A 25,744-nucleotide genomic window follows, 5' to 3' on the forward strand; every position below is an offset into this window, starting at 1 on the left:
CAGCCTCAAGCGTCTGAGCCGGGAGCGATTCCCGCCGTCTCTTTCTTTTGCGGCCGTCGTCCTCTACGTCAAGGGTGGGCGCTTTCGGAACAGCGTGACCGCCGACCAAGAGGGCAGGCTCATGGCGATGACAGTGAACGGCGAGGTCGAGCTCGCAGCCTCTCGCGATCTTGTATGGGCCCGGCTCAACGACCCTGAAGTCTTGAAAAGCTGCATTCCCGGTTGCGAGGAATTCATCAAGGTCGACGAGAACCAGTTCCAGGCTGTCGCCAGATTGAAAATCGGTCCGGTATCCGCCCGCTTCAAGGCCAGGGTGATGCTCAGCGATATCGACCCGCCGAACGGATACAGGATTGCAGCCGAGGGGGAAGGCGGCCTGGCCGGGTTTGCAAAGGGTGAATCAACCGTGGTGCTGCTCGATCATCATGGCGGCACTCTTCTGAAATACGAAGCCGCGGCACAGATCGGCGGCAAGCTGGCGCAATTGGGGCAAAGGCTGATCAGCGGTACGGCCAGGAAGCTGGCCGGTGAGTTTTTTGCGAAGTTTGCCAAAGCCGTTGAGGGATAAAAGCGACTTTGGGGCAGACCCATCGACGATCTCTTTATCGGCGCGACCGGCGCTGCCCGCATGAACCCGTTACTAGAGCGTTTTCAAGCGAAGTGGACACCGGTTCGCGTGAAGAAAACGCGTGAAATCAAAATCATAGAGCCTCGCTTCTGATTCCATCAGAAGCGAAAAGGCTCTAGGGTGGCTCATATCGTGCTATAAAGCGCGATCATTCCGACGTGCGACCGTAGAGAGCGCCAATGGCCAAGATTTCGCTGATCGTGAACGGCGAACCGACCACCGCCGATATCGATCCCCGCACGTTGCTGGTGCACTTCCTGCGCGAAAACCTGCGTCTCACCGGCACCCATGTCGGGTGTGACACCTCGCAGTGCGGCGCCTGCATCGTGCATCTCGATGGGAAGGCGGTGAAGTCATGCACCACGCTGGCGGTGATGGCCGACGGACACGAGATCAGGACCATCGAAGGTCTCGCAGCCGACGGCGCCCCGCTGCATCCGATGCAGGAGGCGTTTCGCGAGCACCATGGTCTCCAGTGCGGCTTCTGCACGCCGGGCATGATCATGAGCGCAATCGATATGGTTCGCCGCAAGGGCTACGATCTCGACGAGCGTACCGTTCGCGAGGAACTGGAGGGCAATCTCTGCCGCTGCACCGGCTATCAGAATATCGTCGCATCGATTGCGGCCGGCGCGACGGCGATGGCCAAATCCGATTTCGCGTGAGATTGGCCAGCACCGCGGGGACGACATCAGAGAACCTGAGCCATGTATGAATTCAAGTATCATCGGCCGGAGACCTTGCAACAGGCCGTCAACCTGTTGGCCGAGAACGAGGATGCCATGCTGATCGCGGGAGGCCACACGCTGGTGCCGGTCATGAAGCAGCGGCTTGCAAGCCCCGCGCACCTGATCGATCTTTCTCATATCGAAGGGCTCGATAGTATCGCGATGAGGGAAGGCTTGCTGGCGATAGGCGCGACCGCGACGCACGCCGATGTCGCGGACTCCTCGATTGTGGGCGAGGCCATCCCGGCGCTGGCCGAACTCGCGGCGATGATCGGCGATCCCGCCGTGCGCCACAAGGGCACCATCGGAGGCTCGCTGGCCAACAACGATCCTACCGCCGATTATCCGACGGCGTGTGTGGCGCTCGACGCCACCATCGTCACCAGCAAGCGGCGCCTGAAATCGGATGACTATTTCCAGGGCATGTTTTCTACTGCGCTGGAGGCGGATGAGATCATCACACAGGTGATGTTTCCGCTGCCGAAGCAGGCCTCCTATCAGAAGTTTCGCAACCAGGCCTCGCGCTACGCGCTGGTAGGCGTGTTCGTTGCCAGATTGCCGTCGGATGTGCGTGTCGCCGTCACCGGCGCGGGGGCCGACGGCGTGTTCCGCCTGGCGGCGTTCGAGGAGGCTCTGAAGAAGAGTTTCACGTCGAAGTCTCTTGAGGGGTTGAGCGTTCCCTCCGACGGACTCAACAGCGATCTGCACGGCAGCGCGGAATATCGCGCGCATTTGATCGGGGTGCTTGCGCGCCGCGCCGTTGATGCAGCGAATGATAGGGCATGACATGCGAGATGCTCGCCGCGCCGGGCCGGATCTCATGATAGCGGAATCGGCGCTGCCATCGTCCGTCGATGCCACGCTCGACCTGCTGGCGAAGCACGGCTATTTCGCCGAGCGTTCCTTGGCGACCGTGGTGTTTCTCTCGCTGCGCATGGCGCGGCCTCTGTTCGTCGAGGGCGAGGCGGGTGTCGGCAAGACCGAGATCGCTAAAGTGCTGTCGGCGGCGCTGGGTCGCAGATTGATCCGGCTGCAATGTTACGAAGGACTGGATCTCGCCTCCGCCGCCTATGAGTGGAACAGCCACGCTCAGATGATTGCGATCCGGCTGGCTGAAGCGGCGGGTGACACCGATCGCGAGCGGTTGTCCAGCGACATCTTCGCGGAGAGGTATTTGATCAAACGGCCGCTGCTCCAGGCTCTGGAGCCGGATGTCCGCGGCCCGCCGGTGCTTCTGATCGACGAGCTCGATCGCGCGGATGAGGCTTTCGAGGCCTTTCTTCTGGAAATTCTCAGTGACTTCCAGGTGACGATCCCCGAATTCGGCACCGTCAGGGCGGCATCGGCGCCGATCGTCATCGTGACGTCGAACAGGATACGTGAAATTCACGATGCCCTGAAGCGCCGCTGTCTCTATCACTGGGTGGATTACCCTTCCACCGAGCGTGAACTTGCGATCGTCAGGTCACGGGTGCCCGGCATCTCCGCGGCGTTGTCGCAGCAGGTGGTGGGTTTCGTGCAGGCGCTGCGCAACCGGGATTTCTACAAGAACCCGGGCGTCGCAGAGACCATCGACTGGGCGACGGCGCTGACCGAACTCGATACCCGTTTGCTGACGCCGCAGATCGTCGGCGATACGATCGGCGCGCTCCTGAAATATCAGGACGATATCAGCCGGATGCAGGACGATGTCTTGCAAAACCTGCTGAAAGAAGCCGCCACCGAGCCATGAGACGGAATTCGCATGGCTATCAATCACTTCGATTCGCCGGCCGGTCACATCGCGGACAATGTCGCCGGTTTCGCCCGTACGCTGCGCGCCTGTGGTCTTCCCGTGGGTTCCGGTGCGGTCATCGACGCGCTGAAGGCTTTGCGCCTGATCGACATCGGCAATCGTGCGGATGTCTTCAGCACGCTTCAGGCGGTTTTGATCACGCGCCACGACTACGCGCTGATATTCGCCCAGGCATTTGATCTTTTCTTTCGCATCGCGAAGGAAGGGAAAGACATGCTGGATCCGGTCCAGCCGCTGGACCAGGCCAGGAAATCGCCGCCGTCGGTGTCCCGGCGCGTTCTCGAAGCATTGTCGCCGCCTGCGATCATGAGCGAGCGCGAGGCGTCGGAGGGACAGGAGATTCGGCCTTCAGTCTCCGATCTGGAGGTGCTGCAAAAGAAGGATTTCGCGCAGATGAGCGCAGCCGAACTGGCCGAAGTGACGCGGATGATCGCGAAGATGAAGCTGCCGCAAGCCAGACTGCGCATACGCCGCACCCGACCCGATTCACGAGGGTTGCGGCTGGATTTGCGTCGCACGCTACGCGGCGGGCTGCACACCGGGGGCGAGATTGTCGATATTCATCGCCTTGGCAGGATCGACAAGCCGGCTCCGATCGTCGCCCTGCTCGATATCTCCGGCTCGATGAGCGACTATACCCGCCTGTTCCTGCATTTTCTCCATGCCGCTACAAACCGGCGCGGGCGCGTTTCGGTCTTTCTGTTCGGAACGCGGTTGACGAATGTCACGCGCGCGCTGCGGGCGCGCGATCCCGACGAGGCGCTGGCCGCCTGTTCCTCGGTGGTGGAGGATTGGGCGGGGGGAACGCGGATCGCGACCTCACTGCACGATTTCAACAAGCTGTGGAGCAGGCGCGTGCTCGGGCAGGGCGCCATGGTTCTGATGATCACGGACGGGCTGGAGCGGGAGGCCGACTCCAAGCTGGCGTTCGAGATGGATCGGCTGCACCGATCCTGCCGCCGATTGATCTGGCTAAACCCGCTATTGCGCTATGATGGCTTTGAACCCAGGGCGCAAGGCATTAAGATGATGTTGCCGCACGTTGACGAATTTCGCCCGGTGCATAATCTGTCATCTATCGAGGGACTCATTGCCGCGCTTTCTCAAGCACCGGGACGACATGGTCGCGGTGCCGCCCGCGGCTTGAACGAGGGGCATCATGCTCGATCGCGATGAGGATATTCTGAAGGCGGCGGAAAGTTGGGCGGAGGTGGACAAAGGCGTTGCGCTGGCGACGGTCATCGAAACCTGGGGCTCCGCGCCGCGTCCGGCTGGCTCGAATCTTGTCGTCAACGAAGACGGCACGTTTCTGGGCTCGGTCTCGGGCGGCTGCGTCGAAGGCGCCGTGGTAACCGAGGCGCTCGACGTGATTTCCAGCGGAGCGCCCAGGATGCTGGAGTTTGGCGTGGCGGATGAGACGGCGTGGACTGTCGGCCTGTCATGCGGCGGCAGGATCCGGGTATTTGTCGAGAAAGTCGTGTAGCGCCATTGCTGTATGTTGACGCATTTGATCCCGGACGTTCCTTGTGAAGCTTGCCACCCTTTCAGCGATCAATACCGAGCGAGCCGCGCGGAGGCCGGTGATCGTGGTGACCGATATCGGTAATGGCGAGCAGCGCCTCGTGAGGGCCGCCGACATCGCCCGTGATCCGCTGCATATCGAACTGGAACGACATCTGCGTATGGGCAAGAGCAGCGTGATTGAAGTCGAGGGCCGGGAGCTGTTCCTGAACGTCTATGCGCCGACAGCCAAGCTTGTGATCATCGGCGCGGTTCATATCAGTCAGGCGCTGGCGCCGCTGGCGCGGTCGCTCGGCTATGATGTCACCGTGGTGGATCCGCGCTCGGCATTTGCAAGTCCTGAGCGGTTTCCTGACGTGAGGCTGATCGCCGAATGGCCGGACGTTGCGCTGCCGCCGCTCAATATCGATCATTATACAGCATTCGTTGCCGTCACTCATGATCCCAAGATCGACGATCCCGCGCTATTGCACGCGCTGGAGCGCGACTGCTTCTACATCGGAGCGCTGGGTTCGCGGAATACCCACGGTCAGCGCGCCGTTCGCCTGAGAGCAGAGGGCGTTTCCGAGGCCAGCATCGAACGCATTCACGCGCCGATCGGTCTGGAGATCGGCGCGATCTCGCCCTCCGAGATCGCCGTCGCGATCATGGCGGAGATCACGGCGCAGCTGAGGCTGCCGAAAGCGAGCACGGCATGAAATTTGGTCCTGCTACTCCGGACGACGCCGTTGGCGGTGTTACCGTTCATACCCTGCGGCAGGGTGCGTTTGTGCTCAAGAAGGGCACGATCATCGGGCCGATGGAGGTTGAGGCGCTCAACAGAGCGGGGGGTAAAGGAGGTCGTCGTCGTCCGTCTCGAGGATGGCGATGTGTCCGAGGATGTGGCGGCCGCGGATGTCGCGAAAGCCGTTGCCGGTGATGGCGTCACGGTGGAGCGGGCGTTTACCGGCCGGGCCAATCTGTTCGCCGCGCGGGCCGGCGTGCTGGTGGTCGATCGCCCGGCGGTCAACCGCATCAACAATATCGATGAGGCCATTACGTTCGCCACGCTGCCGGCCTACAAGCCGGTCGTGCAGGGTGAGATGGTCGCCACCGTCAAGCTGATTCCGTTTGGCGTTGAGGCGAAGCTGCGCGATGCCGCGGTGGCGGCGGCACGAAGTGACGTGTTGCGGGTTGCGCCTTACCGTATCAAGCGCGTCGGCATCGTTTCGACCATGCTCCCCGGTCTTGCGCCGAAGGTGATCGACAAGACCTTGCGCGTGACCGCCGAGCGTCTTGCGCCGGCAGGCGCGACCATCATCGCCGAGCGACGCGTGCCGCATGAGGAGTCCGTGCTGTCGGCCGCGATCAAGGAAATGCTCGACCTCGGCGCCGAACTGGTCATCGTGTTCGGCGCATCCGCGATCGCAGATCGTCGCGATGTCATTCCCGCGGCTCTCACCGGGGCCGGCGGCGTGGTCGATCATTTCGGCATGCCGGTTGATCCCGGGAATCTGCTTATGATCGGGAAAGCGCGCGGCGTGCCGGTGCTGGGTGCGCCGGGCTGCGCACGGTCCCCCGTCGAGAACGGGTTCGACTGGGTGCTGATGCGCCTGCTCGCCGGACTGAAGGTCGCCAGACGCGATCTGACCGGCATGGGGGTGGGCGGCCTGTTGATGGAAATCGTGACGCGGCCGCAACCGCGTATCTCACCTGCGGCTGACAGTAACTGCAATATCGCCGCGTTGATTCTCGCCGCCGGGTGTTCAACCCGCATGGGTGGTCCCAACAAGCTCTTGGCGGAGGTGGGCGGCAAGCCGCTGCTGCGCATCGTGACAGAGCAAGTGCTGGCATCAAAAGCGTCGAGCGTAACCGTCGTCACCGGCCATCAGGCCCCGGAGGTCGAGCGCGCGCTGCGAGGACTCAACGTCACGTTCGTTTACAATCCGGATTTCCCCGATGGTCTTGCCAGTTCCATCAGGGTTGGCATCGGCGCGATCCCGAAAGAGGCAGGAGGCGCGCTGGTCTGCCTTGGGGATATGCCGCTGGTCGATGCGGATCTTATGGATCAGCTGATCGCGGCCTTTGCACCGGATCTCGGCCAGTTGATCGCCGTGCCTGTCAGCGACGGCAGGCAGGGCAACCCGGTGTTGTGGTCGCGGCGCTTCTTCGGCGAGCTCATGTCGCTTGACGGCGATATCGGTGGGCGCCATCTGCTCGCGAGTCATGCCGCGGCGGTCGCTGAAGTCTCTGTCGATGCTCACGGCGCCTTCCTCGATATCGATACGCCTCAAGCATTGGTAGCGCTTCAACGCGGCTGATACCGTTCTGTCAGGAGCCCCGTTGAAAACTCACTTTCGGAACAGGGCGCTGATGCGTCCGTAAACGCCGTTGCGGTCGAAGCTGTCCTGCACGAGACCGACGCCGGCCGACCACTCCAGTATCCCCGTCCTGAAGCCCGTGAGGTGGGCGCCGAGCCGGTACTGGGTGCTGAACCGATCGGTGGACATGGATACTTCGGGCCCGATCCAGAACCGGTCGAACAAGCGCCAGCCTGCCGCGGCGCGGGCGCTGTAAACCGAGTTGACGGTGGTGACCGCGGCGGCGGCGGCGACCATCATCGCCGGCGTGGGCTCCCACCATAGCTCGCTCGCCAACTGGACGCCGAAACGGCTTCCGCTCAGCTTGTCGATCTGGACGGCGGGTTTGAACCCGCGAATTTCGAGGGTTGGACCGGCAAACATCCGGACCTCGAGTTCGCCGCGCTTGATCCGCCAGCCGGGCAGGGCCGAGGCGCGGAAGATGTTGGTGGTGAAGCGTCGCGTCGCGGTATCGTAAAATTCTATGTTGTCGGACATGAACAGGCGAACCAGAAAGCCATCCTTGTTCAGGTCACCCTGCGGGGCCAGCAGCATTCCGTCGTATCCGGCCAGTCCGTTGCGCCAGACGTCAACACCGCTGAAAAACAGGAAGCGTTCGGGTTTGGAGCCGCCGATGAGATTGTCGGTCAGCGGTGGACCGGTTACGGGCTGGGCCACTGACCGACCGATCATCGGCCATGCCAGCAAGGCGGCCATGCAAACTGCGCGCACGCTCCCCAACGTACCTCAGCCCCCGCAAGCTCCAAACGCCCCTACGTACAACTACTGATAGCAGGCGGGCGGGGTATCGCGTAGTGAACAATATGGAAACACCCTTAAGGTTTTTTTAGCCGTCCGAGCTCTCAACGCGGCCGCGCGGCCAGGTTTTCCACCGTGACGCCGTCGCGGGTTTCGATGGTCTCGGCGATCCATCGACGGTGACAATGCTGATGATCGCGCTCATAGCAGAGAATGCAGACCGGTCCGGACTGCCTCACAAGCGCCGAGAGTTCGTCGATTTCCTCGCGGGCCTGCGGCGTCTTCAGATGCGCGGCGTAAATCTCGCGCAGCAGGTCGAATTTGCCGCTGCGCCGGGCCAGCCTGCCTGGCTTTGGCGTTCCGAGCCCTCGCAGGTGCAGGTAGGCGATGCCGCGATCGCCGAGGCTTGCAGCAAGCTGGTTCTTTGAGAAGCCGGGGCGGCGGGACGATGTGACCGCGCGGACATCGACCAGCCACTTGATGCCGGCCCGTTGCAGTTCGTCGAGGACGGCATTGGCCGGGGTCTGCTCGTAACCGATGGTGAAGAGGGGCGTCGTCAACGCCATCCTGTGCTCCGTTACGTCACCCGTGCAATCAACTCCATCGCGCCCGCAGGCGCGCGCACCTTGCCTTCATGAATCACATAAGCGAACACATCGCGCGGCACTTTCTTCGGCCGGGCCTCGTCCACGCGCGGCAGATCGTCGGGTTGCTCCCCCGCGGCCCAGGATTGAAAGCGCTTCGCCCAGGCATCGAGCTGCTTCGGAGGATAACAAGTCTCAATCCCGTCGCTGCCCTTTTGCAGGCGCGCATAGACGAAATCCCCCACGATATCGGCGATCGCCGGATACTTCCCGTGTTCGGCGAATACGACCGGCACCTGGAATGGGCGCAGGAGCGAGATGAAGGCAGGCGTGCGGAAGCTGTCGTGGCGAACCTCGACGACGTGCCGCAGCGCTCGCCCGTCCAGCTTTCGCGGCAGGAGCTCCAGGAACTTGCCGAAATCTGACTCGTCAAATGCCTTGGTCGGTGCGAACTGCCACAGCACTGGTCCGAGACGGTCGCCCAGTTCCAGCACGCCCGAATCATAGAAGCGTTTCACCGAATCGCCGGCTTCGGCCAGCACCCGGCGATTGGTGGCGAAGCGCGGACCCTTCAGAGAGAATATAAAGCCGTCCGGCACCTCGCGCGCCCATTTGCGAAAGCTTTCCCGCTTCTGTGATCCGTAATAGGTCCCGTTGATCTCGATCGAGGTCAGCCTGGAGGCGGCATATGCCAGCTCTTTCGCTTGCGCCAGCTTCTCCGGGTAGAAAACGCCGCGCCAGGGTGCGAAGGTCCAGCCGCCGATTCCGATATAAATGTTGCCAGCTTTACTCGCCATGGGGGCCCTGCCTCTTGCGGACGCTCAGATCGTACCTACCTTAAACGCAACGGCGATGTCGAAGCCCGCTCCATCGCCGGAACGACCACGGGATGACTGGGCTGCGCCGGATGTACGCGCGCTCCGTTGTTCGTGGTCGTTGGCTTCGGCCAGCTCCCCATACATCTTCGGCTTTTATCGGGATTGGCTTTTATCAGGACTTCCCGCTCGCGGCCGGTTCGGTCCTGCGTCCGCTGACCTGATGCCCGTCATCTTGGCATTGCCAGCTGCCGCGGATATATGCTGGCGCCATGAATCAAGCCATCAGACCGGAGCCGGTCGAGCCATCAATCAGTATGCCGCGCCAGCTTTCGGTCGTCGTGCCCACCTTCAACGAGCGCGACAACGTGGTTGCGTTGTACCAGAAACTGACCGCTGCGCTGAAGGGAATCGCGTGGGAGGTCATCTATGTGGATGACAATTCCCCCGACGGAACCTCGGACGTGGTGCGCGAACTGGCCGCGGTCGATCCCCGTGTTCGCTGCATCAGGCGCGTCGGCCGCCGCGGGCTGTCCGGCGCATGCATCGAGGGCATTCTGGCGTCGAGCGCGCCGTGCGCCGCGGTGATGGATGCCGACCTGCAGCACGATGAAACCCGGCTGCCGACCATGCTCGCGCTGCTGGAAAGCAATGCTGCCGACCTCGTCGTCGGCAGCCGCTATATCGACGGCGGCAGCGCCGACAGCTTCGACAAGCAGCGCGCGGGCTTCAGCATGCTGGCAACCTCGGTCGCGAGGAAGCTGCTGCGCATCGAAATCGCCGATCCCATGAGCGGCTTCTTCATGATTCGCCGCGACCGTTTCGAACGGCTTGCGCCTGAGCTTTCGACCCAGGGTTTCAAGATCCTGCTCGACGTGATCGCGACGGCGCGCGGCGCGTTGCGTGTCCGGGAGGTTCCCTACACCTTCGGCTCGCGTCTGCACGGCGAGAGCAAGCTGGATTCGATGGTCGCGCTGGACTTTCTCGGTCTCGTGCTAGCGAAGCTGACCCATGATGCGGTGTCGTTGCGGTTCCTGCTGTTCGCGCTGGTGGGATCGGTCGGTGTCGTCGTGCATTTCGTCGGCCTGTTTGTCGCGCTCGAAGTGCTGGCATGGCCATTTCCTCACTCGCAGGCGTTCGGCGCGATCCTGGCGATGACGAGCAACTTCCTGCTCAACAATTTCCTGACCTATCGCGACCAGCGCCTGAAAGGCTTCGGGATCCTTCGCGGCCTCCTGATTTTCTATCTGGTGTGCAGCGTCGGCCTGCTCGCCAATGTCGGCGTCGCGTTTTCGGTCTACGACCAGAAGCCGATATGGTGGCTGGCAGGCGCGGCCGGTGCGTTGATGGGCGTGGTCTGGAACTACGCGGTGTCCAGCCTGTTCGTCTGGCGCAGGCGATAGCACGGCGATGCGCCTGACCGGGACGTGGTCTGTCCGCGCCGTCGTTCTTACGGTCCTCGCGCTGGTAGCGTTGCGGCTGGTCTGCGCGACCTTCACGCCGCTGACCTTCGACGAAGCCTATTACTGGACATGGTCGAAGCATCTGGCCGGCGGTTATTACGATCATCCGCCGCTGGTGGCGGTGGTGATCCGTCTCGGCACCATGATCGCGGGCGATACCGAACTCGGCGTAAGGCTGGCATCGATCCTGCTCGTGCTGCCGATGAGCTTCGCGGTCTATCGCGCGACAATGCTGCTGTTTGGCAGCGCGTGCGCGGCGGCGTCGGCGGCTGTTTTTCTGAATGTGATGCTGATGGTCGCGGCCGGCACCGTGATCGTAACTCCCGACGCGCCCTTGATGGCGGCATCGAGTTTCGTGCTGCTGTGCCTTGCCGAACTGCTGGTGAGCGGGCGCGGGGCCTGGTGGCTCGCGGTGGGCGCGGCCGTCGGCGCGGCGCTGCTGTCGAAGTACACCGCGCTGTTCTTCGGACCGGTGATCCTGATCTGGCTGTTGGCTGTACCTGAGTTGCGGCGCTGGCTGCGGACGCCGTGGCCCTATCTCGGGGGACTGGTGGCGCTGGCGATCTTCTCGCCGGTCATGATCTGGAACGCCGAACACCATTGGGTGTCGTTCGCCAAGCAGTTCGGCCGCGCGCGCGTCGATCAGTTCACCCTTCGCTATATCGTCGAGTTGATCCCGACCCAGATCGCCTTCGCGACGCCGCCGGTGTTCGCGCTCGCCGCGATGGGATTGTTTGCATTGTCGAGGCGCGGCGAGGGCACGCGCGCCGCGCGCGTACTGATTAATGCGACGGTCTGGACGCTGACGATCTATTTCGTCTGGCATTCGCTGCATGGCCGCGTCGAGGCCAACTGGTTTGGGCCGATCTATCCGGCGCTCGCGATCGCGGCGGCGGTCGCTTCCGACGTCGCGCGCTGGCAGCAGCGCGGCCGACATTTCGCCGATGCCTGCCGCCGCTGGGCGCTGCCGGTGGGCGTCGGCATGTTCGTGGCCCTGGTCGTGCAGGTGAATACCGGCATTCTTTCCGGGTATCGGCGCGATGCCTCGGTGCGCAGCGTCGGCGTCGGGGTGCGCGAGCTTGCCGCCGGGATCGAAGCGTTGCGTGAGAAAAACGGTGCGCGCTGCGTGCTCGCTCAGGGGTATGGCATGACGGGCTGGCTCCGGTTCTATCTGCCGGAGGGCACTTGCGTGGAGCAGTACTTCGAGCGCATCCGCTGGATCAACGCGGCGTCGCCGGATGCGGATCAGCTCGCGGGCCGGCTGCTTTTCGTCGATGACGGCTCTAGCAACTGGCCGCCGGTCTCGCAGTTGTTCAATCACGTCGAGAAAGTTGCAACGCTTCAACGCAAGCGCGGGCCGCTGACGATCGAGACTTTCGAGATCAATCTGGTGGCGGAGCCTTCGGGCGACGTGCTCGCGCCGCTGCCGGTGGAGCTGCGGTAGCTGATACAATTTTGATTCATTTGTCTGGCGGCACGCGGTGCTTACGCTGTCAAGTTAACCGCGATACCAATCCAAGTCGCCAAGGCTTCTTAAGAATTGATCCACCATATCAAGCTCCCCAAAACGTTCTGCCCAAAGAATATGATCGCGCAGTCGTTCTTGCTTGTCATCGTCAGACGAATAATGCCAAGCGGCAAGAATAAGGGGCGGGGAAAGGACCCATGAACCGTTATGTTGTTCCCGATTTGGTAGTTTGCTCCAAAGTAAATTCCAGCGTTGCGGCTGAGGGCAGATTCTTCCCTCCGCTACGACATATTCAAGAAGTCTCTGAAGACGGTCAGTCGGTTCAGCCATTCTTTCACAATAAAATAAAAAGGCCCGGTTTGCACCGGGCCTTTCGGATTTCGTTGATCGCTTGAGCTAGGACTGCCTCTCATCCTGACCTTCTCCCCGCGAGCGGAGAAGGAGAGGAGAGCTTAGAAATCCATGCCGCCCATGCCGCCGCCGCCCGGCATTGCCGGGGCAGGGCTGTTCTTCTTCGGCAGTTCGGCGACCATCGCTTCGGTGGTGATAAGAAGCGAGGCGACGGATGCGGCGTTCTGGATCGCGGTGCGCACGACCTTGGTCGGGTCGATGATGCCCTTGGAGATCAGGTTACCGTATTCGCCGGTCTGCGAGTCGAAGCCGTGTGAATACTGCTCCTTCTCGAGGATCTTGCCGACGATGACGCTGCCGTCCTCGCCCGCGTTGATCGCGATCTGGCGGGCTGGCGCGGACAGCGCCTTACGCACGATCTCGACGCCGGTCTTCTGGTCGTCGTTCTGGGTCTTGATGCGCTTGAGCTGCTCGGAGGCGCGGAGCAGGGCGACGCCGCCGCCCGGCACAATGCCTTCCTCGACCGCCGCGCGGGTCGCATGCATCGCGTCGTCCACGCGATCCTTGCGCTCCTTCACCTCGACCTCGGTCGCGCCGCCGACGCGGATCACCGCGACGCCGCCCGCGAGCTTGGCCAGACGCTCCTGCAGCTTCTCGCGATCGTAGTCCGAGGTGGTCTCCTCGATCTGCGCCTTGATCTGCGCCACGCGCGCCTCGATGTCGGCCTTTTTGCCGGCGCCGTTGACGATCGTGGTGTTCTCCTTGTCGATCATCACCTTCTTGGCGCGACCGAGCATCTGCAGCGTGACGTTCTCAAGCTTGATGCCGAGGTCTTCGCTGATCGCCTGACCGCCGGTCAGGATGGCGATGTCCTGCAGCATGGCCTTGCGGCGATCGCCGAAGCCCGGCGCCTTGACGGCCGCGACCTTGAGGCCGCCGCGCAGGCGGTTGACCACCAGCGTCGCCAGCGCTTCGCCCTCGACGTCTTCCGCGACGATCACCAGCGGCTTGCCGGTCTGCACCACGGCTTCGAGCAGCGGCAGCAGTTCGTTCAGCGAGGACAGCTTCTTCTCGTTGATCAGGATGTAGGCGTCGTCCATTTCAACGCGCATCTTCTCGGCGTTGGTGACGAAGTAGGGCGAGATATAGCCGCGGTCGAACTGCATGCCCTCGACGACATCGAGTTCGGTTTCGAGCGACTTGGCTTCCTCAACCGTGATGACGCCCTCGTTGCCGACCTTCTTCATGGCGTCGGCGAGGAACTTGCCGATTTCGGAATCGCCGTTGGCCGAGATGGTGCCAACCTGGGCGATTTCCTCGTTCGAGGTGACTTTCTTGGAGTTGCGGCTGAGGTCCGCGACCACGGCTTCGACGGCGAGATCAATACCGCGCTTCAGGTCCATCGGGTTCATGCCGGCGGCGACCGACTTGGCGCCTTCCTTCACGATCGCCTGGGCCAGAACCGTCGCGGTGGTGGTGCCGTCGCCGGCCGCGTCCGCTGACTTGGAGGCGACTTCGCGCACCATCTGCGCGCCCATGTTCTCGAACTTGTCGTCAAGCTCGATTTCCTTGGCGACGGTGACGCCGTCCTTGGTGATGCGGGGTGCGCCGAACGACTTTTCCAGCACGACGTTGCGGCCCTTCGGACCGAGCGTCACCTTCACGGCGTTGGCGAGGATGTCCACGCCGCGCAGCATCTTGTCGCGAGCGTCGACGCCGAATTTGACATCTTTGGCTGACATGTTGAGTTGTTCCTTTGAATGATCGTGCAGGGAATGGCGCTCAGGCGGCCTTCTTCTTGGCGGGCGCGACGTCGGTAAGGACGCCCATGATGTCGGATTCCTTCATGATCAGGAGATCCTGGCCCTCGATCTTGACTTCGGTGCCGGACCACTTGCCGAACAACACGCGGTCGCCGACCTTGAGATCGATCGGGATCAGCTTGCCGGCCTCGTCGCGGCCACCGGGGCCGACGGCGACAACCTCGCCCTGCGAGGGCTTTTCCTTGGCCGTGTCGGGAATGATGATGCCGCCTGCGGTCTTCTCTTCTGCGTCGATGCGCTTGACCACGACGCGGTCGTGAAGCGGACGGAATTTCATGCAGTCCTCCTAAGACATTGAAAATCTGTGATGTTTGTGAATTCTAGCAGTCAGTGCCAGCGAGTGCCAGCATGACCGGACAGGACATAAGGCACGCTCGGGACGCGGACAAGGGTGACAGGCGGATTTTTTAAGCAATCCAGGGTGGAGACTGCCAACGTGGTTCACCGAATCCTTCGCAAGGCGTAACCTGTGTTAGCAGGCGCGGTAAGTTGCTGCCAGAACTAAGTTAATCAACATTATTATTTGCTTTCAGGCTTGTGATCGGGGCGGTGCGCCGTCACATTTTCCAGATGATCCGTCGACGGATGGCGGCCGTCAGCCAACGGTTCGAAGCCGGGTCTATGGAGGCATTGGCGCGATCGGGGAAGCCGGCCCGTCACTTCGCCGATGGCGCAGCCTCCTTCCAAGGAGGTTTGAACATGGTTTCGAAGGATGATGTGCGGCCCGGCGGCGTTACCGACGACTTTCGCAAGCAGGTGCTCGGCTACGGTCTGACGACGGCGGAAATCCTGTACCGCCGGCCGGACCGGCGGTGGCTGTTGCAGAGTTACGTCTGGCAGAATTACGACATGTTTCCGAAGTTTCCGGCGCTCTGCGATTTCCTCGCCTTTTGGGAAAAGCAACTCGACGGTCCGCTGTTTTCAGTAACGGTCGCGCATTCGAGGCTGATCAAACCTGCGGAATTGCGCGCGGTGGATGGCGTGTTCCGTCTGCATTGAGGCGAGCCTCACGATGGAACGCCGCCGGCTCGTACCGTTACGCCGTGGGAGGTGCGCGTCTTGACGCTGGCGCGGCTGCGCGTCATGTGATGATCACGAATGCGAGCAGCCGTGTCACGATCGTTTCCTTGCGTGGCGAGGGACAAGAGCCTGCTGACGGCGAGGAGAGGTGATGGGTGATATTGTCACCGCGGGCGTTCTGGTGATCGGGGATGAAATCCTGTCCGGCAGGACGAAGGACAAAAACATCGGATTCATCGCGGAATACCTGACGAATATCGGAATCGATCTCAAGGAGGTTCGAATCGTCGCCGACGACGAATCCGATATCGTCGCGGCAGTGAACGCGCTTCGGGCGCGTTACACCTATGTCTTCACCACGGGAGGGATCGGTCCCACGCATGACGACATCACCGCCGACAGCGTCGCGAAAGCCCTGGATGTCAGCATCGATTATGATCCCGAAGTGGTGGCGCGTTTCAAGGAGCGCTACCAGAAGCCCGGCGAGTTGAACGAGGCGCGGTTGCGGATGGCGCGCATTCCCCAGGGAGCCGAACCGATTCAAAGCGCAACCATTCTGGCGCCCGGTTTCCGCATCGGCAACGTTATCGTCATGGCGGGCGTGCCTTCGATCATGCAAGCGATGATGGACATCGTCGCGCCGACGCTGCAGGTCGGCGATCGGATGCTGTCGGAATCGGTGCGCGGCAACTGCCGTGAGGGTGACATCGGCACGCCGCTGCGCGAGATCGCCGAGGCGCATCCGGACACTGCCATCGGCAGTTATCCGTTCCTCGACGAGAACGGAACGCCGAACACGAGCATCGTGGTGCGATCCCGCGATCAGGCCAGCCTGACAACGGCAATGGACGCCGTGAAGGCGATGCTGGCGGCTCTCAAAGTGCCTCAGTAACGGTCACTCGTTGTTCTGGTTGGCGTGCTTGTACTCAAGTCCAGGGACATGCTTTGCTCGAAAAGCGCTATCAAGACAACACTCCTGACGGAAATCACAAGTGATCGCTCACAAAACCCCCGACAAGGCTTTTCCGGTGTCCTGGGACCAGTTTCATCGCGACTGCCGCGCGTTGAGCTGGCGGTTGAACGAGACCGGGCCCTTCCATGCGGTGGTCGCGATTACGCGCGGCGGTCTCGTTCCCGCCGCGATCGTGGCGCGCGAACTGGGTGTCCGCGTGATCGATACGGTGTGTATTGCTAGTTACGATCATCTCCACAAAAGCGAATTGAAGGTGCTGAAAGGCATCTCCGATATGACAGTGAAACTCGGCGGCGGTTCAGGCAGGAATCTCCTGGTCGTCGACGATCTCGTTGATACCGGCGCCACCGCGCGCGTGGTGCGCAGCATGATTCCGGATGCGCATTTCGCCACCGTCTACGCCAAGCCGCTCGGCAAGCCGCTGGTCGATACGTTCATCACCGAGGTTTCGCAGGATACCTGGATCTATTTCCCGTGGGATCTCGACCTTGCCTTCGCGCCGCCATTGCGCGACGGCGCGGCGTAGAAATTCTTCGCCGTTGCTGCCAGCAACAGGAAAGGAAAACGCGCGTCCGTTTCAAACGGGGTCATGCGCCACGCAGTGATCCACCGTGCGCGAATTGCGGGCGTCGCGTGATGTTACATAAAAGTGCGACGGGTTCTTCCTATGATCGCCATCGTGACATCGAATCCTGATCGTCACACTCGTCTTGAGTCAAGGTTGACAAGCCATGGGTCGGCGGGCCAATGCGATCGGACGAATTAAAGGAAGCAGCCCATGATCGAATTCTTCTTCGACTGCGCCAGTCCCTGGACCTATCTCGCTTTCCACAACATCCAGCCGCTGGCGAAAGAATTCGGCGTGCAGATTTCGTGGCGGCCGGTTCTGGCCGGCGGAATATTCAATGACGTCAATCCGAGCGTTTCGGCCGCACGGGAAAATCCGGTGGCGGCGAAGGTTCACTACATGAAGAAGGATCTCGCGGATTGGGCGCGGCTGGCTGGACTCACGATCAGGATGCCGCCGACCGTGTTTCCGGTGAACAGCGTCAAGGCCATGCGCGGCTGTCTATGGCTCGGCAATGACGCGATGGTGCCATTCGCGAGGTCGGTGTTTGAAGCCTATTGGCGCGATGACAAGGACATCTCGCGTGAGCCGGTACTGGCCGAGATCTGCAGGTCGCTCAACATCGATCCTGAAACGCTTCTGACCGGTATCGGAGATGAGGGCATCAAGAACGAACTCAAGGCCAATACCGACGAGGCGATCGCGCGCGGCGCGTTCGGGTCGCCGACGATCTTCCTGAACAAGACCGACATGTATTTCGGCAACGACCGTCTGCCGCTGATCCGGGAGGCGCTGCAACGGAAGAAAGCTGCGTAGTAATGCGCGCGACGCTTCTTATTCTTCCTTCGCTTTTGAAGCGAGATAGGCGCGGGCGCGCGTCACCAGTCGAATCTGCTCGGAGTTGTTAATTCGCATCGCCGCGACCATCTCGACCACCTTCTCGGCCTCTTTCAGTCTGGTTTCGGCGGCGATACGACGCCTGCCCTCGTTGCCGAGTTGCTCGCCGATGGATCGGTGGGATTGATCCAATGCGTCCCATTCCGCCTTGGCGTTGTTCATCGCCTGAGCCTGGGATTCGATGAGGTCGGCGGCTTCCGCGCAAGCCTTTGCGGCATCCTTCACGACGACTCCATGCCAAAGCTCGGTGAGGTTGCTCTGATAGCCGTCCTTGAGCATCTCGGCGTCCTGCCGCAACCGCTCCACCAGGTTCGTCACGTCGTCGGTTGAGGTCATGGGTTCATCTCCTGCATCGTTTCATTGCCGAGGGAACGCATTTGCAGAACGCGCGGGCCGTTTGCAATACCGCCATTGCATTTCCTCTCTAAGTGTCTGAAAAGAAAAGCGCGCGGGCATGGCGGAATCGGTAGACGAAGGGACTTGAAATCACCGCCCCCATGGCGAAACTGGTAGACGCAACAGACTTAAAATCTGTAGTCCCGTCAGGGACGTACCCGTTCGACTCGGGTTGGGGGCACCATTTTGTGAACCGGCGCCGGCCCGCTCCGCCCGCAGGCGCGCCGGTGATAACGAAGATCTGGAGACAGGACAGGTGACCGATTATCGAGTCTACATCCTTAACGACAAAGGCCACATCCAGAGCGACACACTCATCGTGTGCGATGATGACGCCCAGGCCATCGAAGCCGCAAAGAGATTGGTTGGCGTCCGTCATGTGGAAATGTGGGACGGGGAGCGTCTGGTCGGACGCTTCAAGACGACGCCTAACAGCTAGAGTATGTTTCAACTGCGTTGAATCAGACTCGTCGCTTATTTTTTTGTTAGAGCATGATCTTATCCGAAAACCCGGTTTCCACTTTTCGGGATCATGCTCTAGTCGGCGGTCCCGATTCAGCCGGCGTCATTTTTTGGGATAAGTTCGCATGACCCAGCATCAGCGCGATATCGTCACGCCGATCGATCCGGTGAAGCTGGATCGTCTGGCGGAAGTCGCGGTCAAGGTCGGCCTCCGGCTTGCGCCGGGACAGGACCTTCTGATCACTGCGCCCGCCGTGGCGCTGCCGCTGGTCCGGCGGATCGCCGAACATGCCTACCGGGCGGGGGCGGAACTGGTGACGCCGTTCTTCTCCGACGAAGACATCACGTTGTCGCGCTTCAGGTTCGGGCCGGACGAGAGTTTCGATCGCGCCGCCGGATGGCTCTATGAGGGCATGGCCAAGGCGTTCGCGGCCAACACCGCGCGGCTTGCCATCGTCGGCGACAACCCGATGCTGCTGTCGGGTGAAGACGCAGCGAAAGTCGCCCGCGCCAACAAGGCGAATTCCGTGGCCTACCAGCCGGCGCTTGAAAAGATTGTCGGTTTCGACGTCAACTGGAACATCGTCGCCTATCCGGGCGCGGCATGGGCCAGACTGATGTTTCCCGACGACAGCCCGGACGGCGCGGTGGCGAAGCTTGCGCAGGCGATTTTTTCCGCCTCGCGCGTCGACGACGATGATCCGGTCGCGAACTGGACCGCGCACAATGCGGCGTTGCGCCAGCGGACCGACTGGCTCAACGGTCAGCGCTTCCATGCCTTGCATTACGCCGGACCCGGCACCGACCTCACGGTGGGCCTGGCCGACGGCCATGAATGGGTGGGCGGTGCTTCCATGGCCAGGAATGGCATCATCTGCAATCCTAACATCCCGACCGAGGAGGTGTTCACGACGCCTCATGCCTTGCGGGTCGAGGGGCATGTCCGAAGCACCAAGCCGCTGTCGTATCAGGGCACGCTGATCGAGGGGATCGCGGTGCGCTTCGAGCAGGGACGGATCGTCGAGGCCAAGGCGTCGCGCGGCGCCGACGTGCTCAACAAGGTGCTGGATACGGACGAGGGCGCGCGGCGGCTCGGAGAGGTGGCGCTGGTGCCGCATTCCTCGCCGATTTCGAAGAGCGGGCTGTTGTTCTACAACACGTTGTTCGACGAAAACGCGGCGAGCCACATCGCGCTCGGTCAGTGTTATTCGAAGTGCTTCGTCGGCGGCGAGAAGCTGTCGCCGGAGCAGATCGCGGCGCAAGGCGGCAACAAGAGCTTCATTCACATCGACTGGATGATCGGGTCAGGCGAGACCGATATCGACGGCATCAGCGGCGACGGTCGTCGTGTTCCCGTTTTCCGCAAGGGCGAGTGGGCGCAAGCCGCCCGCGCCTGATCGTTCGATCGGCCTCAATGCGGTCACGAGCCGGTGCTTTTTCGCAGTTTAACGGGCGCTTGGTCCGGCTTCGTCAATGGGGAATAATGTCGGACCTGACCGTGAATGACCGTCGTTTGCAGCTGCTCGCGGTCGTTTCTTTGCTGACCATGGGTGGCGGTCTCGGCGGTTGCGCCAATCTCGGCGACAGCGCTGTCTCGGGCGCGTTCGTCGATCCCGCGACGTATGATCTTTACGACTGTCCGCAACTCGATGCGCAGCGCAAATATCTGGCGGCCCGCACAGCGGAGTTGCAGAGGCTGATTGACAAGGCCCATACGGGCGTGGCGGGTGTCGCCGTTGCCGAAGTCGCGTATCGCAACGACTACATCACCACGCGCGCCTCGGCCAAACTTGCCGATGAAACGTGGCGGAAAAACAGGTGTGACGAGGCTTCCGCGGCGCAGGAGAAGCCCGCAGGCGACCCCCGCAGGTGACGCCTGCGTTGCACCGGGGCGTTCCGACAGGGCCGTTTATTGAGTTTGAGTCCGTCCGCTTCAGGGCCGCCAACTGTAGATCCAGTCCTGACGCGCCAGCATACGCTGCGGACCCATCGCCCTGATGGCGAGATCGCGCGCCGAGGCGGCGACGCCCCCGAGATGGTAGATTCGTCCATTCAGTTGCGCGGTGTCTTGCACCCGCGCCACGCGTGCGCGCCGCAGCCCGGCATAACGCGCGAGCGCGGACGCGGCGCTTTCGGCGTTTCCGTTCGCGGCTTCGCCGAGGCACTGCGCCAGAACCGCGGCGTCCTCGATCGCCATGCCCGCACCCTGCGCGGCGAACGGCAGCATCGCATGGGCGGCATCGCCGAGCAGCGCCGTGGTGTCGCGGTGCCACGCCGCCATCGGCGGCATCGTGAACAGCGCCCATTTGCGCCAGTGGTCGACCGCGTCGATCATCAAGCGCGCGGGCCGGGACCAGTGCGCTTGCGCGAACGCGTGTTGGATGTCCGCGGCATCTCCCGAAGCGTTCCGGCCGGGCTCAGTCCAGCCGCCAGAAACGACCGCGACCAGGTTGATCCGGTGTCCCCCCGACATCGGATAGGTCACGAGATGCGCGTCTGGACCCATCCAGAGCTGTATGCGCGGCGCGGTCATGTCACGCGGGAGCCGTGCGGTCTCGACGGTCCCGCGCCATGCGATTAGGCCGGAAAACAGCGCCGTGGCGTCCGGAAAAAGCCGCCTGCGCAAAGTGGACCACACGCCGTCCGCGCCGATCAGCGCCCATGCGGTATCCCGTGAGCCTGTCGTGCCGCCGCACACCTCGGCATTCCCGCCGGTGGCATACGCGGCCGCGTCTTCGACGTTGGCTCCGAGACGCAGTTCGATGCCGGGATGATCGTGAACCTGCTCCAGCAGCGCCGCCTGCAGGTCGGCGCGATGCATCACCCAGTAGGGCGCACCGGCGCGCGAGGCGGCTGCCTCGCCAAGCGGGAGGCGGCAGATCTCGCCGCCGCGCCTTACGCTCATGATGCTGACGGCTTCCGGAACGACTGCGCGGGCGGACAGCCGCTCATGCAGGCCGAGCTCGATCAGGATACGCGTTGCATTTGGCGAAAGTTGCAGCCCCGCGCCCGCCTCTTCGAGGCGTTCGGCCGTTTCGATGATGAGAACGCGAAACCCTCTCGCCGCCAGCGCCAGCGCGGCCGTCAAGCCTCCGATTCCGGCGCCGGCGATGACGACTGTGCGTAACGTGCGCACAGGCTAGATCAGGCGGCCTTGTCCCTCACCACGCATTCGGGAGGACGGGACTGTCCGGGACCGAGGTCGGCCGCGAAACGATACAGCGTCGAGCAATAGGGGCAGATGATTTCGCCGTCGTCGCCGAGATCGAGAAAGACGTGCGGATGATCGAAGGGTGGATTGGCTCCGACACACATGAATTCCCGCGAGCCGATTTCAATGACGGCAACGCCGGTATCGTTATGGAAGTGGGGAACGACGTGATCGGACATGCTTTCAACCTCAAGTCGTTGCGAGACATTGATACACCGATACGCAACGACATCGCGCGGCACCATACTGGCCGGCGCTTCGAATTCCTAGCGCGTATTCCGCAAAAGTGGATACCGGTTCTGCGATCAGATACGCGTCAGATCAAAAAGCTGGAGCCCTTCACCGCTTTCGTGAAGTGGTGAAAGGCTCCAGAGCAATCCTGATTCTGACTGAATTTGAAGTGAGGCTCTAGATTGTTGTTTTCACAGGCTTTTCACGCGAGCCGGTTTCTCGTCCACAGGGTCACTCCCGCGGACATGCTTCGCTCGAAATGCTATCGCTCCCCGGAACCCGATCTGGAAAATCCGCCGGTTCGTTAGCCATGCAGTTCGACATAACCCTTTCGTTTGAGGGAGCCCCTTTTTTGGTGGGACAAGCTGTGCTTGAAAAACGGCTCACCACCCTGGGCGTGCAACGAAGGGCTCGCCGCGATCGGGATTTTCAATGAGCAAGCGGCGAATTGGCAGCGCGATGGCGGCAGCGGCAATCTGCGCGGCGGCGTTCGCCGTGCTGTTGCCACGCGCCACGGATGCCGGCGCCGTTCTGGTTGCCCAGGATGACCCCGTGCGGCTCGCCGATCTTCAGCTTGAATCCGTTCTTCGAAACGATCCTGCGCTGATCGGGCGCAACATCGAGGCGGCGCTGGCGTCGCAGGATCCGGACCTTGCGGGTAGTTTCGTCGATCTTGCGGAAGCCAGGGGCATATCGATCCCCGGCGATTTGACTCAACGCGTCACCGAGGCCGCCGAAGAAGAGAATTCCACCAAGGACGTCGCAAGGAGATTCTTCTCCGGGCTGGTCACGGGCAATGCCGTCGATGGAGCCAGTCTCTCGGGCACGCTCGCCGGCGATCTTTGCGTATTCGGTGATGTCCGGGACATCGTGCGGGAGGGAAGCCATCTGGCGAAGGGCGAGGATACCGACCGGCTGTTGCTGGGGCTCGCTGTCGCAGGCGTCGCCGTGACCGGCGCCACCTTCGTGACCGTTGGCGGCGCTGCGCCGGCCCGGGTCGGGCTTACCCTGGTCAAGGATGCCCGCAAGGCCGGGCGTCTCGGTGAGGGCCTGAGCCGGTGGGCAGGTCGTTCGGCGCGCGAGATGGTCGATATGCGGCAACTGAAAAAGGCCTTAGCGGCGGGATCGCTGGCGCAACCGCGTCAGACGGCGGTCGCCATCAAGGCCGCGGTTCGCGCCGAGAAAGCCGGCGGACTGGTGCGCCTCGCTAAGGATGTCGGCCGCATCAGCGAGAAGACAGGGACGCGCGGTGCACTCGACATCCTGCGGATCGCTCAGGGCCCGAAAGATGTGGCGCGCGCCGCTCGCCTTGCAAAAGCCAAAGGCGGACAGACCCGCGCGATCATCAAGATCCTGGGGCGAGGGGCGCTGCTGCTCACTGCCGGTGCGTTTAATCTCACGATGTGGGTGTTCAGCGCCGCGCTGGCGCTGCTCGGTTTCCTGTCATCGATCAAGACCGCGACCGAGCGCCTGACGCGCTCATCGCTGCAACGTTCAAAGGCCAGGCGTTTGCGGCGGCTATCCGCTGCGCCGTCGCCGGCGTAATCGTCTTACCGATCGTTGCTGGCCATCCCGTCTCCATTCAAAGCACGGAAGCGCTGATGCCGAGCTTTCATCACGGCGAAGTTGAAATCTCCTACCTCGACGAGGGCGAGGGCGATCCCGTCGTTCTCGTGCACGGCTTCGCGTCGAGCAAGAATGTGAACTGGGTGTATCCGACCTGGGTGTCGGAATTGCGCAAGAGCGGATTCCGGGTCATCGCCCTCGACAATCGCGGCCATGGCGATTCCACCAAGCTCTACGATCCCGAAGATTATCACATCGGCACGATGGCGAGCGACGTCACGGCGCTGATGGATCACCTTGGCGTCGCGCGCGCCGATATCATGGGGTATTCGCTTGGCGCCAGGATGACGGGAATCCTCGCGGATACAAGACCCGAGCGGGTACGTTCCGGAATCTTCGGCGGTCTTGGCGTCGGCCTGATCGAGGGCGGCGGTCCCGGCGAAAGCGTGGCGAGGGCGCTGGAGGCAGCCTCGCTCGACGACGTTACCGATCCCTTCGGCCGCACGTTCCGCGCGTTCGCCGATCAGACCCGATCAGACCGCCGTGCGCTGGCGGCCTGCCTGCGCGGATCGCGGCGGCTGATGACGGAAGCGGAAGCCGCGAGCATCAGCGTGCCGACGCTGATCGCGGTCGGCAGCAAAGACGAAATCGCAGGCTCCGCGCAGGCGTTGGCGAGGATCATTCCCGGAGCGGAAGTGCTGGATATTCCAAACCGCGACCACATGCGGGCGGTAGGCGACAAGGTCTATAAGGATGGCGTGCTGAAGTTTTTGTCGCGCCGGCCGTAAAGCGGACCATAGCGGTTGGCGAGAGATCTCGCCGCCGCGATCAGCACGACGAAGGTCGCAACCCACACCATGCGCGCGCCGTAGCGGTCGTGGGGGCCCGATAAAACGCCGCAGATGAAGGCATTGCCGAGCAGCGCGACGGTAACCGTGGCGGCTAGAAGATCGACGTCGTCAAGCCGCCTGCGCCACAGCGCGGCGAGGGCGATCGCGGCAAGCAACAGCATCGAGGCAAGCGCGACAGGGACGTGGATCCAGTTGATAGCCGTGAATTTCATATTCCAGTGCTGCTGCCGCGCGGCGCGCATGACCTTCACTTGCTCCGGCAGATAGCGCTCGATGATGCCGTAGGTGTGCGGTATCCATCCGGTATTGCCTTCGCCGGTGTCGACGCTCACCAGTTGCTCTGCCGTTGCTTCGACCGCGGCTTCGGCCTGCCAGAGCGGGTAGGCCACCAGCGCGTGCGTGGCGATGAACTCCATCTCCCCGTTCAGGCCCTCGAAGCGGCCGAGCTTGTCGAAGATGCTGTCATTACCCCAAAGGAAGTCATCCGCCGTTGCCGGCAGTTGATCGCGATAGGGGCACAGCTTCAGCTTGATTTTGTCGCAATGGTCGTTGAGATAGCGCGCCACGATGCCGTCCTGCATCATGCGCCCGAACGATACGGCCGCGCCGCCGGGCGTCCAGGTAAGCTGACCCGTCAACATGAAGTTGGCGGCCAGCAGCATGGCCGCGCCGGTCACGATCGTCAGGGAACCCTGAACCAGACCTCCGACCTGAAGCCTGGGGCCGAGCAATGGCTTGACAATCCAGCCCGCGCAGCACAGGCCCAACAGAACACCGAATGTCGCCGTGTGGCTTGCCGCCGCGAAGGACGTAAACAGAAACAGCGAGATCTTCTCGGCGATCGAGAGCTTGCCGTTATGCACAACGAGGATATAGAGCGCGAGCACCGCCAGCCCCGCGAAAATGTCGGTCAGCAGCATGCTGGCGAGCCAGGGTAGCGCCGTGGCCGTGATCAGGATCAGGGCGATCGTGAGGAGTCGCAATGGCTGCGCCATGTTGAGCACGCGCAGGGTCAAATGCAGGATCCACAGCGTCAGCAGCGCCTGGCATGCCAGGTTGATCCAGAAGTAGGAACCCTGGCCCAGATGAAGGTAGATGCCATACGCGTTCGAGCGGCTGATCTCGAGATGGCTCTCGTACCATCGCGCCAGATAGCCGCCGGTATCATGTTGAAGCAGCGGATAGCCGTTCCAGATCGCGGGGGCGAGCAGAAGAATGGGAATGATGGCAGCCGCGATCCAGGCCCAAGGTGCTTCCATGGAGCGCCTGTGTAGGACTCGGGTGGAAATGCGTTT

General features: G+C 62.3%; 28 protein-coding genes, 1 tRNA gene and 1 pseudogene. 20 read left to right on the forward strand and 10 right to left on the reverse strand.

Annotated features, from left to right (window positions below; translation table 11 throughout):
• Positions 1-121: 121 nt before the first annotated feature.
• The 8 genes and pseudogenes from NWI01_RS03295 to NWI01_RS03330 all read left to right on the forward strand — a co-directional run bounded on the left by NWI01_RS03295 (position 122) and on the right by NWI01_RS03330 (position 6,972).
• Positions 122-568 (forward strand): SRPBCC family protein, encoded by a 447-nt coding sequence (locus NWI01_RS03295; RefSeq protein WP_141382518.1) that lies wholly within the window; start codon positions 122-124, stop codon positions 566-568.
• A gap of 239 nt (positions 569-807) precedes the next feature.
• The gene (locus tag NWI01_RS03300) at positions 808-1,293 is read left to right on the forward strand and encodes a (2Fe-2S)-binding protein (RefSeq protein ID WP_141382519.1); all 486 of its coding nucleotides are present in this window, start codon (positions 808-810) and stop codon (positions 1,291-1,293) included.
• A 42-nt stretch (positions 1,294-1,335) separates the two neighbouring features.
• Complete coding sequence (locus NWI01_RS03305; RefSeq protein ID WP_141382520.1) at positions 1,336-2,142, forward strand: FAD binding domain-containing protein; 807 nt, start codon at positions 1,336-1,338, stop codon at positions 2,140-2,142.
• Position 2,143: 1 nt separating this feature from the next.
• Positions 2,144-3,088, forward strand: coding sequence for an AAA family ATPase (locus tag NWI01_RS03310; protein ID WP_141382521.1), 945 nt, complete (start codon positions 2,144-2,146; stop codon positions 3,086-3,088).
• Positions 3,089-3,100: 12 nt separating this feature from the next.
• Complete coding sequence (locus tag NWI01_RS03315) at positions 3,101-4,327, forward strand: vWA domain-containing protein (RefSeq protein ID WP_141382522.1); 1,227 nt, start codon at positions 3,101-3,103, stop codon at positions 4,325-4,327.
• Positions 4,311-4,634 (forward strand): XdhC family protein, encoded by a 324-nt coding sequence (locus tag NWI01_RS03320; RefSeq protein WP_141382523.1) that lies wholly within the window; start codon positions 4,311-4,313, stop codon positions 4,632-4,634. The genes NWI01_RS03315 and NWI01_RS03320 overlap by 17 nt, the downstream gene beginning before the upstream one ends.
• Positions 4,635-4,677: 43 nt before the next feature.
• Positions 4,678-5,370, forward strand: a complete 693-nt coding sequence (locus tag NWI01_RS03325) for an XdhC family protein (RefSeq protein WP_141382524.1) — start codon at positions 4,678-4,680, stop codon at positions 5,368-5,370.
• Positions 5,367-6,972 (forward strand): annotated as a pseudogene (locus NWI01_RS03330) (NTP transferase domain-containing protein). Before NWI01_RS03325 ends, NWI01_RS03330 begins: the two are co-directional and overlap by 4 nt.
• Before the next feature lie 30 nt (positions 6,973-7,002).
• Here the strand turns inward: NWI01_RS03330 and bcsS are convergent.
• The 3 genes from bcsS to NWI01_RS03345 all read right to left on the reverse strand — a co-directional run bounded on the left by bcsS (position 7,003) and on the right by NWI01_RS03345 (position 9,151).
• The gene (gene bcsS / locus NWI01_RS03335; protein WP_244613625.1) at positions 7,003-7,689 is read right to left on the reverse strand and encodes a cellulose biosynthesis protein BcsS; all 687 of its coding nucleotides are present in this window, start codon (positions 7,687-7,689) and stop codon (positions 7,003-7,005) included.
• Between the two features lie 185 nt (positions 7,690-7,874).
• The gene (locus tag NWI01_RS03340) at positions 7,875-8,336 is read right to left on the reverse strand and encodes a DUF488 domain-containing protein (RefSeq protein WP_141382526.1); all 462 of its coding nucleotides are present in this window, start codon (positions 8,334-8,336) and stop codon (positions 7,875-7,877) included.
• A gap of 11 nt (positions 8,337-8,347) precedes the next feature.
• The gene (locus NWI01_RS03345; protein WP_141382527.1) at positions 8,348-9,151 is read right to left on the reverse strand and encodes a DUF72 domain-containing protein; all 804 of its coding nucleotides are present in this window, start codon (positions 9,149-9,151) and stop codon (positions 8,348-8,350) included.
• 290 nt (positions 9,152-9,441) lie between these two features.
• On the opposite strand from NWI01_RS03345, the gene NWI01_RS03350 reads away from it, so the two are divergent.
• Together NWI01_RS03350 and NWI01_RS03355 are read left to right on the forward strand one after the other, a co-directional pair.
• On the forward strand, positions 9,442-10,572 hold the full coding sequence (locus tag NWI01_RS03350; protein WP_141382528.1) for a glycosyltransferase: 1,131 nt from the start codon (positions 9,442-9,444) through the stop codon (positions 10,570-10,572).
• A 7-nt stretch (positions 10,573-10,579) separates the two neighbouring features.
• Positions 10,580-12,076 carry a glycosyltransferase family 39 protein gene (locus NWI01_RS03355; protein ID WP_141382529.1) on the forward strand — a complete coding sequence of 499 codons (1,497 nt, stop codon included), beginning with the start codon at positions 10,580-10,582 and terminating at the stop codon, positions 12,074-12,076.
• 54 nt (positions 12,077-12,130) lie between these two features.
• Here the strand turns inward: NWI01_RS03355 and NWI01_RS18775 are convergent, their stop codons facing one another.
• The 3 genes from NWI01_RS18775 to groES all read right to left on the reverse strand — a co-directional run bounded on the left by NWI01_RS18775 (position 12,131) and on the right by groES (position 14,551).
• Positions 12,131-12,430 carry a hypothetical protein gene (locus NWI01_RS18775; protein WP_181410353.1) on the reverse strand — a complete coding sequence of 100 codons (300 nt, stop codon included), beginning with the start codon at positions 12,428-12,430 and terminating at the stop codon, positions 12,131-12,133.
• A gap of 122 nt (positions 12,431-12,552) precedes the next feature.
• Positions 12,553-14,193 carry a chaperonin GroEL gene (gene groL, locus NWI01_RS03360; RefSeq protein WP_141382530.1) on the reverse strand — a complete coding sequence of 547 codons (1,641 nt, stop codon included), beginning with the start codon at positions 14,191-14,193 and terminating at the stop codon, positions 12,553-12,555.
• A 40-nt stretch (positions 14,194-14,233) separates the two neighbouring features.
• The gene (gene groES / locus NWI01_RS03365) at positions 14,234-14,551 is read right to left on the reverse strand and encodes a co-chaperone GroES (protein ID WP_011315414.1); all 318 of its coding nucleotides are present in this window, start codon (positions 14,549-14,551) and stop codon (positions 14,234-14,236) included.
• 422 nt (positions 14,552-14,973) lie between these two features.
• On the opposite strand from groES, the gene NWI01_RS03370 reads away from it, so the two are divergent.
• The 4 genes from NWI01_RS03370 to NWI01_RS03385 all read left to right on the forward strand — a co-directional run bounded on the left by NWI01_RS03370 (position 14,974) and on the right by NWI01_RS03385 (position 17,651).
• On the forward strand, positions 14,974-15,273 hold the full coding sequence (locus tag NWI01_RS03370; protein ID WP_141382531.1) for an usg protein: 300 nt from the start codon (positions 14,974-14,976) through the stop codon (positions 15,271-15,273).
• Between the two features lie 172 nt (positions 15,274-15,445).
• Positions 15,446-16,186, forward strand: a complete 741-nt coding sequence (locus tag NWI01_RS03375) for a competence/damage-inducible protein A (protein WP_141382532.1) — start codon at positions 15,446-15,448, stop codon at positions 16,184-16,186.
• A gap of 100 nt (positions 16,187-16,286) precedes the next feature.
• Positions 16,287-16,793, forward strand: coding sequence for a xanthine phosphoribosyltransferase (gpt, locus tag NWI01_RS03380; protein WP_141382533.1), 507 nt, complete (start codon positions 16,287-16,289; stop codon positions 16,791-16,793).
• 252 nt (positions 16,794-17,045) lie between these two features.
• Entirely contained in the window at positions 17,046-17,651 is a 606-nt protein-coding gene (locus NWI01_RS03385; protein ID WP_141382534.1) for a 2-hydroxychromene-2-carboxylate isomerase, read from the forward strand.
• Positions 17,652-17,669: 18 nt separating this feature from the next.
• Here the strand turns inward: NWI01_RS03385 and NWI01_RS03390 are convergent, their stop codons facing one another.
• Positions 17,670-18,068, reverse strand: a complete 399-nt coding sequence (locus NWI01_RS03390; protein WP_141382535.1) for a hypothetical protein — start codon at positions 18,066-18,068, stop codon at positions 17,670-17,672.
• 155 nt (positions 18,069-18,223) lie between these two features.
• On the opposite strand from NWI01_RS03390, the gene NWI01_RS03395 reads away from it, so the two are divergent.
• The 4 genes from NWI01_RS03395 (at position 18,224) to NWI01_RS03410 (ending at position 20,463) form a co-directional block, all read left to right on the forward strand.
• Positions 18,224-18,312 (forward strand) — tRNA-Leu (locus NWI01_RS03395).
• Between the two features lie 72 nt (positions 18,313-18,384).
• Positions 18,385-18,567 (forward strand): hypothetical protein, encoded by a 183-nt coding sequence (locus NWI01_RS03400; RefSeq protein WP_141382536.1) that lies wholly within the window; start codon positions 18,385-18,387, stop codon positions 18,565-18,567.
• Positions 18,568-18,715: 148 nt separating this feature from the next.
• Complete coding sequence (locus tag NWI01_RS03405) at positions 18,716-19,987, forward strand: aminopeptidase (RefSeq protein ID WP_141382537.1); 1,272 nt, start codon at positions 18,716-18,718, stop codon at positions 19,985-19,987.
• Positions 19,988-20,073: 86 nt separating this feature from the next.
• Complete coding sequence (locus NWI01_RS03410; protein WP_141382538.1) at positions 20,074-20,463, forward strand: twin-arginine translocation pathway signal; 390 nt, start codon at positions 20,074-20,076, stop codon at positions 20,461-20,463.
• Positions 20,464-20,523: 60 nt separating this feature from the next.
• Here NWI01_RS03410 and NWI01_RS03415 read toward each other — a convergent pair whose 3' ends face one another.
• Positions 20,524-21,726, reverse strand: a complete 1,203-nt coding sequence (locus tag NWI01_RS03415) for an FAD-dependent monooxygenase (protein ID WP_141382539.1) — start codon at positions 21,724-21,726, stop codon at positions 20,524-20,526.
• An 8-nt stretch (positions 21,727-21,734) separates the two neighbouring features.
• Positions 21,735-21,980, reverse strand: a complete 246-nt coding sequence (locus NWI01_RS03420; protein WP_141382540.1) for a zinc-finger domain-containing protein — start codon at positions 21,978-21,980, stop codon at positions 21,735-21,737.
• 484 nt (positions 21,981-22,464) lie between these two features.
• On the opposite strand from NWI01_RS03420, the gene NWI01_RS03425 reads away from it, so the two are divergent.
• Together NWI01_RS03425 and NWI01_RS03430 are read left to right on the forward strand one after the other, a co-directional pair.
• Positions 22,465-23,577 carry a hypothetical protein gene (locus NWI01_RS03425; RefSeq protein ID WP_141382541.1) on the forward strand — a complete coding sequence of 371 codons (1,113 nt, stop codon included), beginning with the start codon at positions 22,465-22,467 and terminating at the stop codon, positions 23,575-23,577.
• Positions 23,578-23,633: 56 nt separating this feature from the next.
• Positions 23,634-24,386 (forward strand): alpha/beta fold hydrolase, encoded by a 753-nt coding sequence (locus NWI01_RS03430; protein ID WP_141382542.1) that lies wholly within the window; start codon positions 23,634-23,636, stop codon positions 24,384-24,386.
• Here the strand turns inward: NWI01_RS03430 and NWI01_RS03435 are convergent.
• Positions 24,344-25,708, reverse strand: coding sequence for a hypothetical protein (locus NWI01_RS03435; RefSeq protein ID WP_181410354.1), 1,365 nt, complete (start codon positions 25,706-25,708; stop codon positions 24,344-24,346). The two genes, NWI01_RS03430 and NWI01_RS03435, sit on opposite strands and share 43 nt — an antisense overlap.
• Positions 25,709-25,744 lie beyond the last annotated feature (36 nt).

Origin of the sequence: Nitrobacter winogradskyi, assembly GCF_006539545.1 — a bacterium.
GTDB lineage: Bacteria > Pseudomonadota > Alphaproteobacteria > Rhizobiales > Xanthobacteraceae > Nitrobacter > Nitrobacter winogradskyi_A.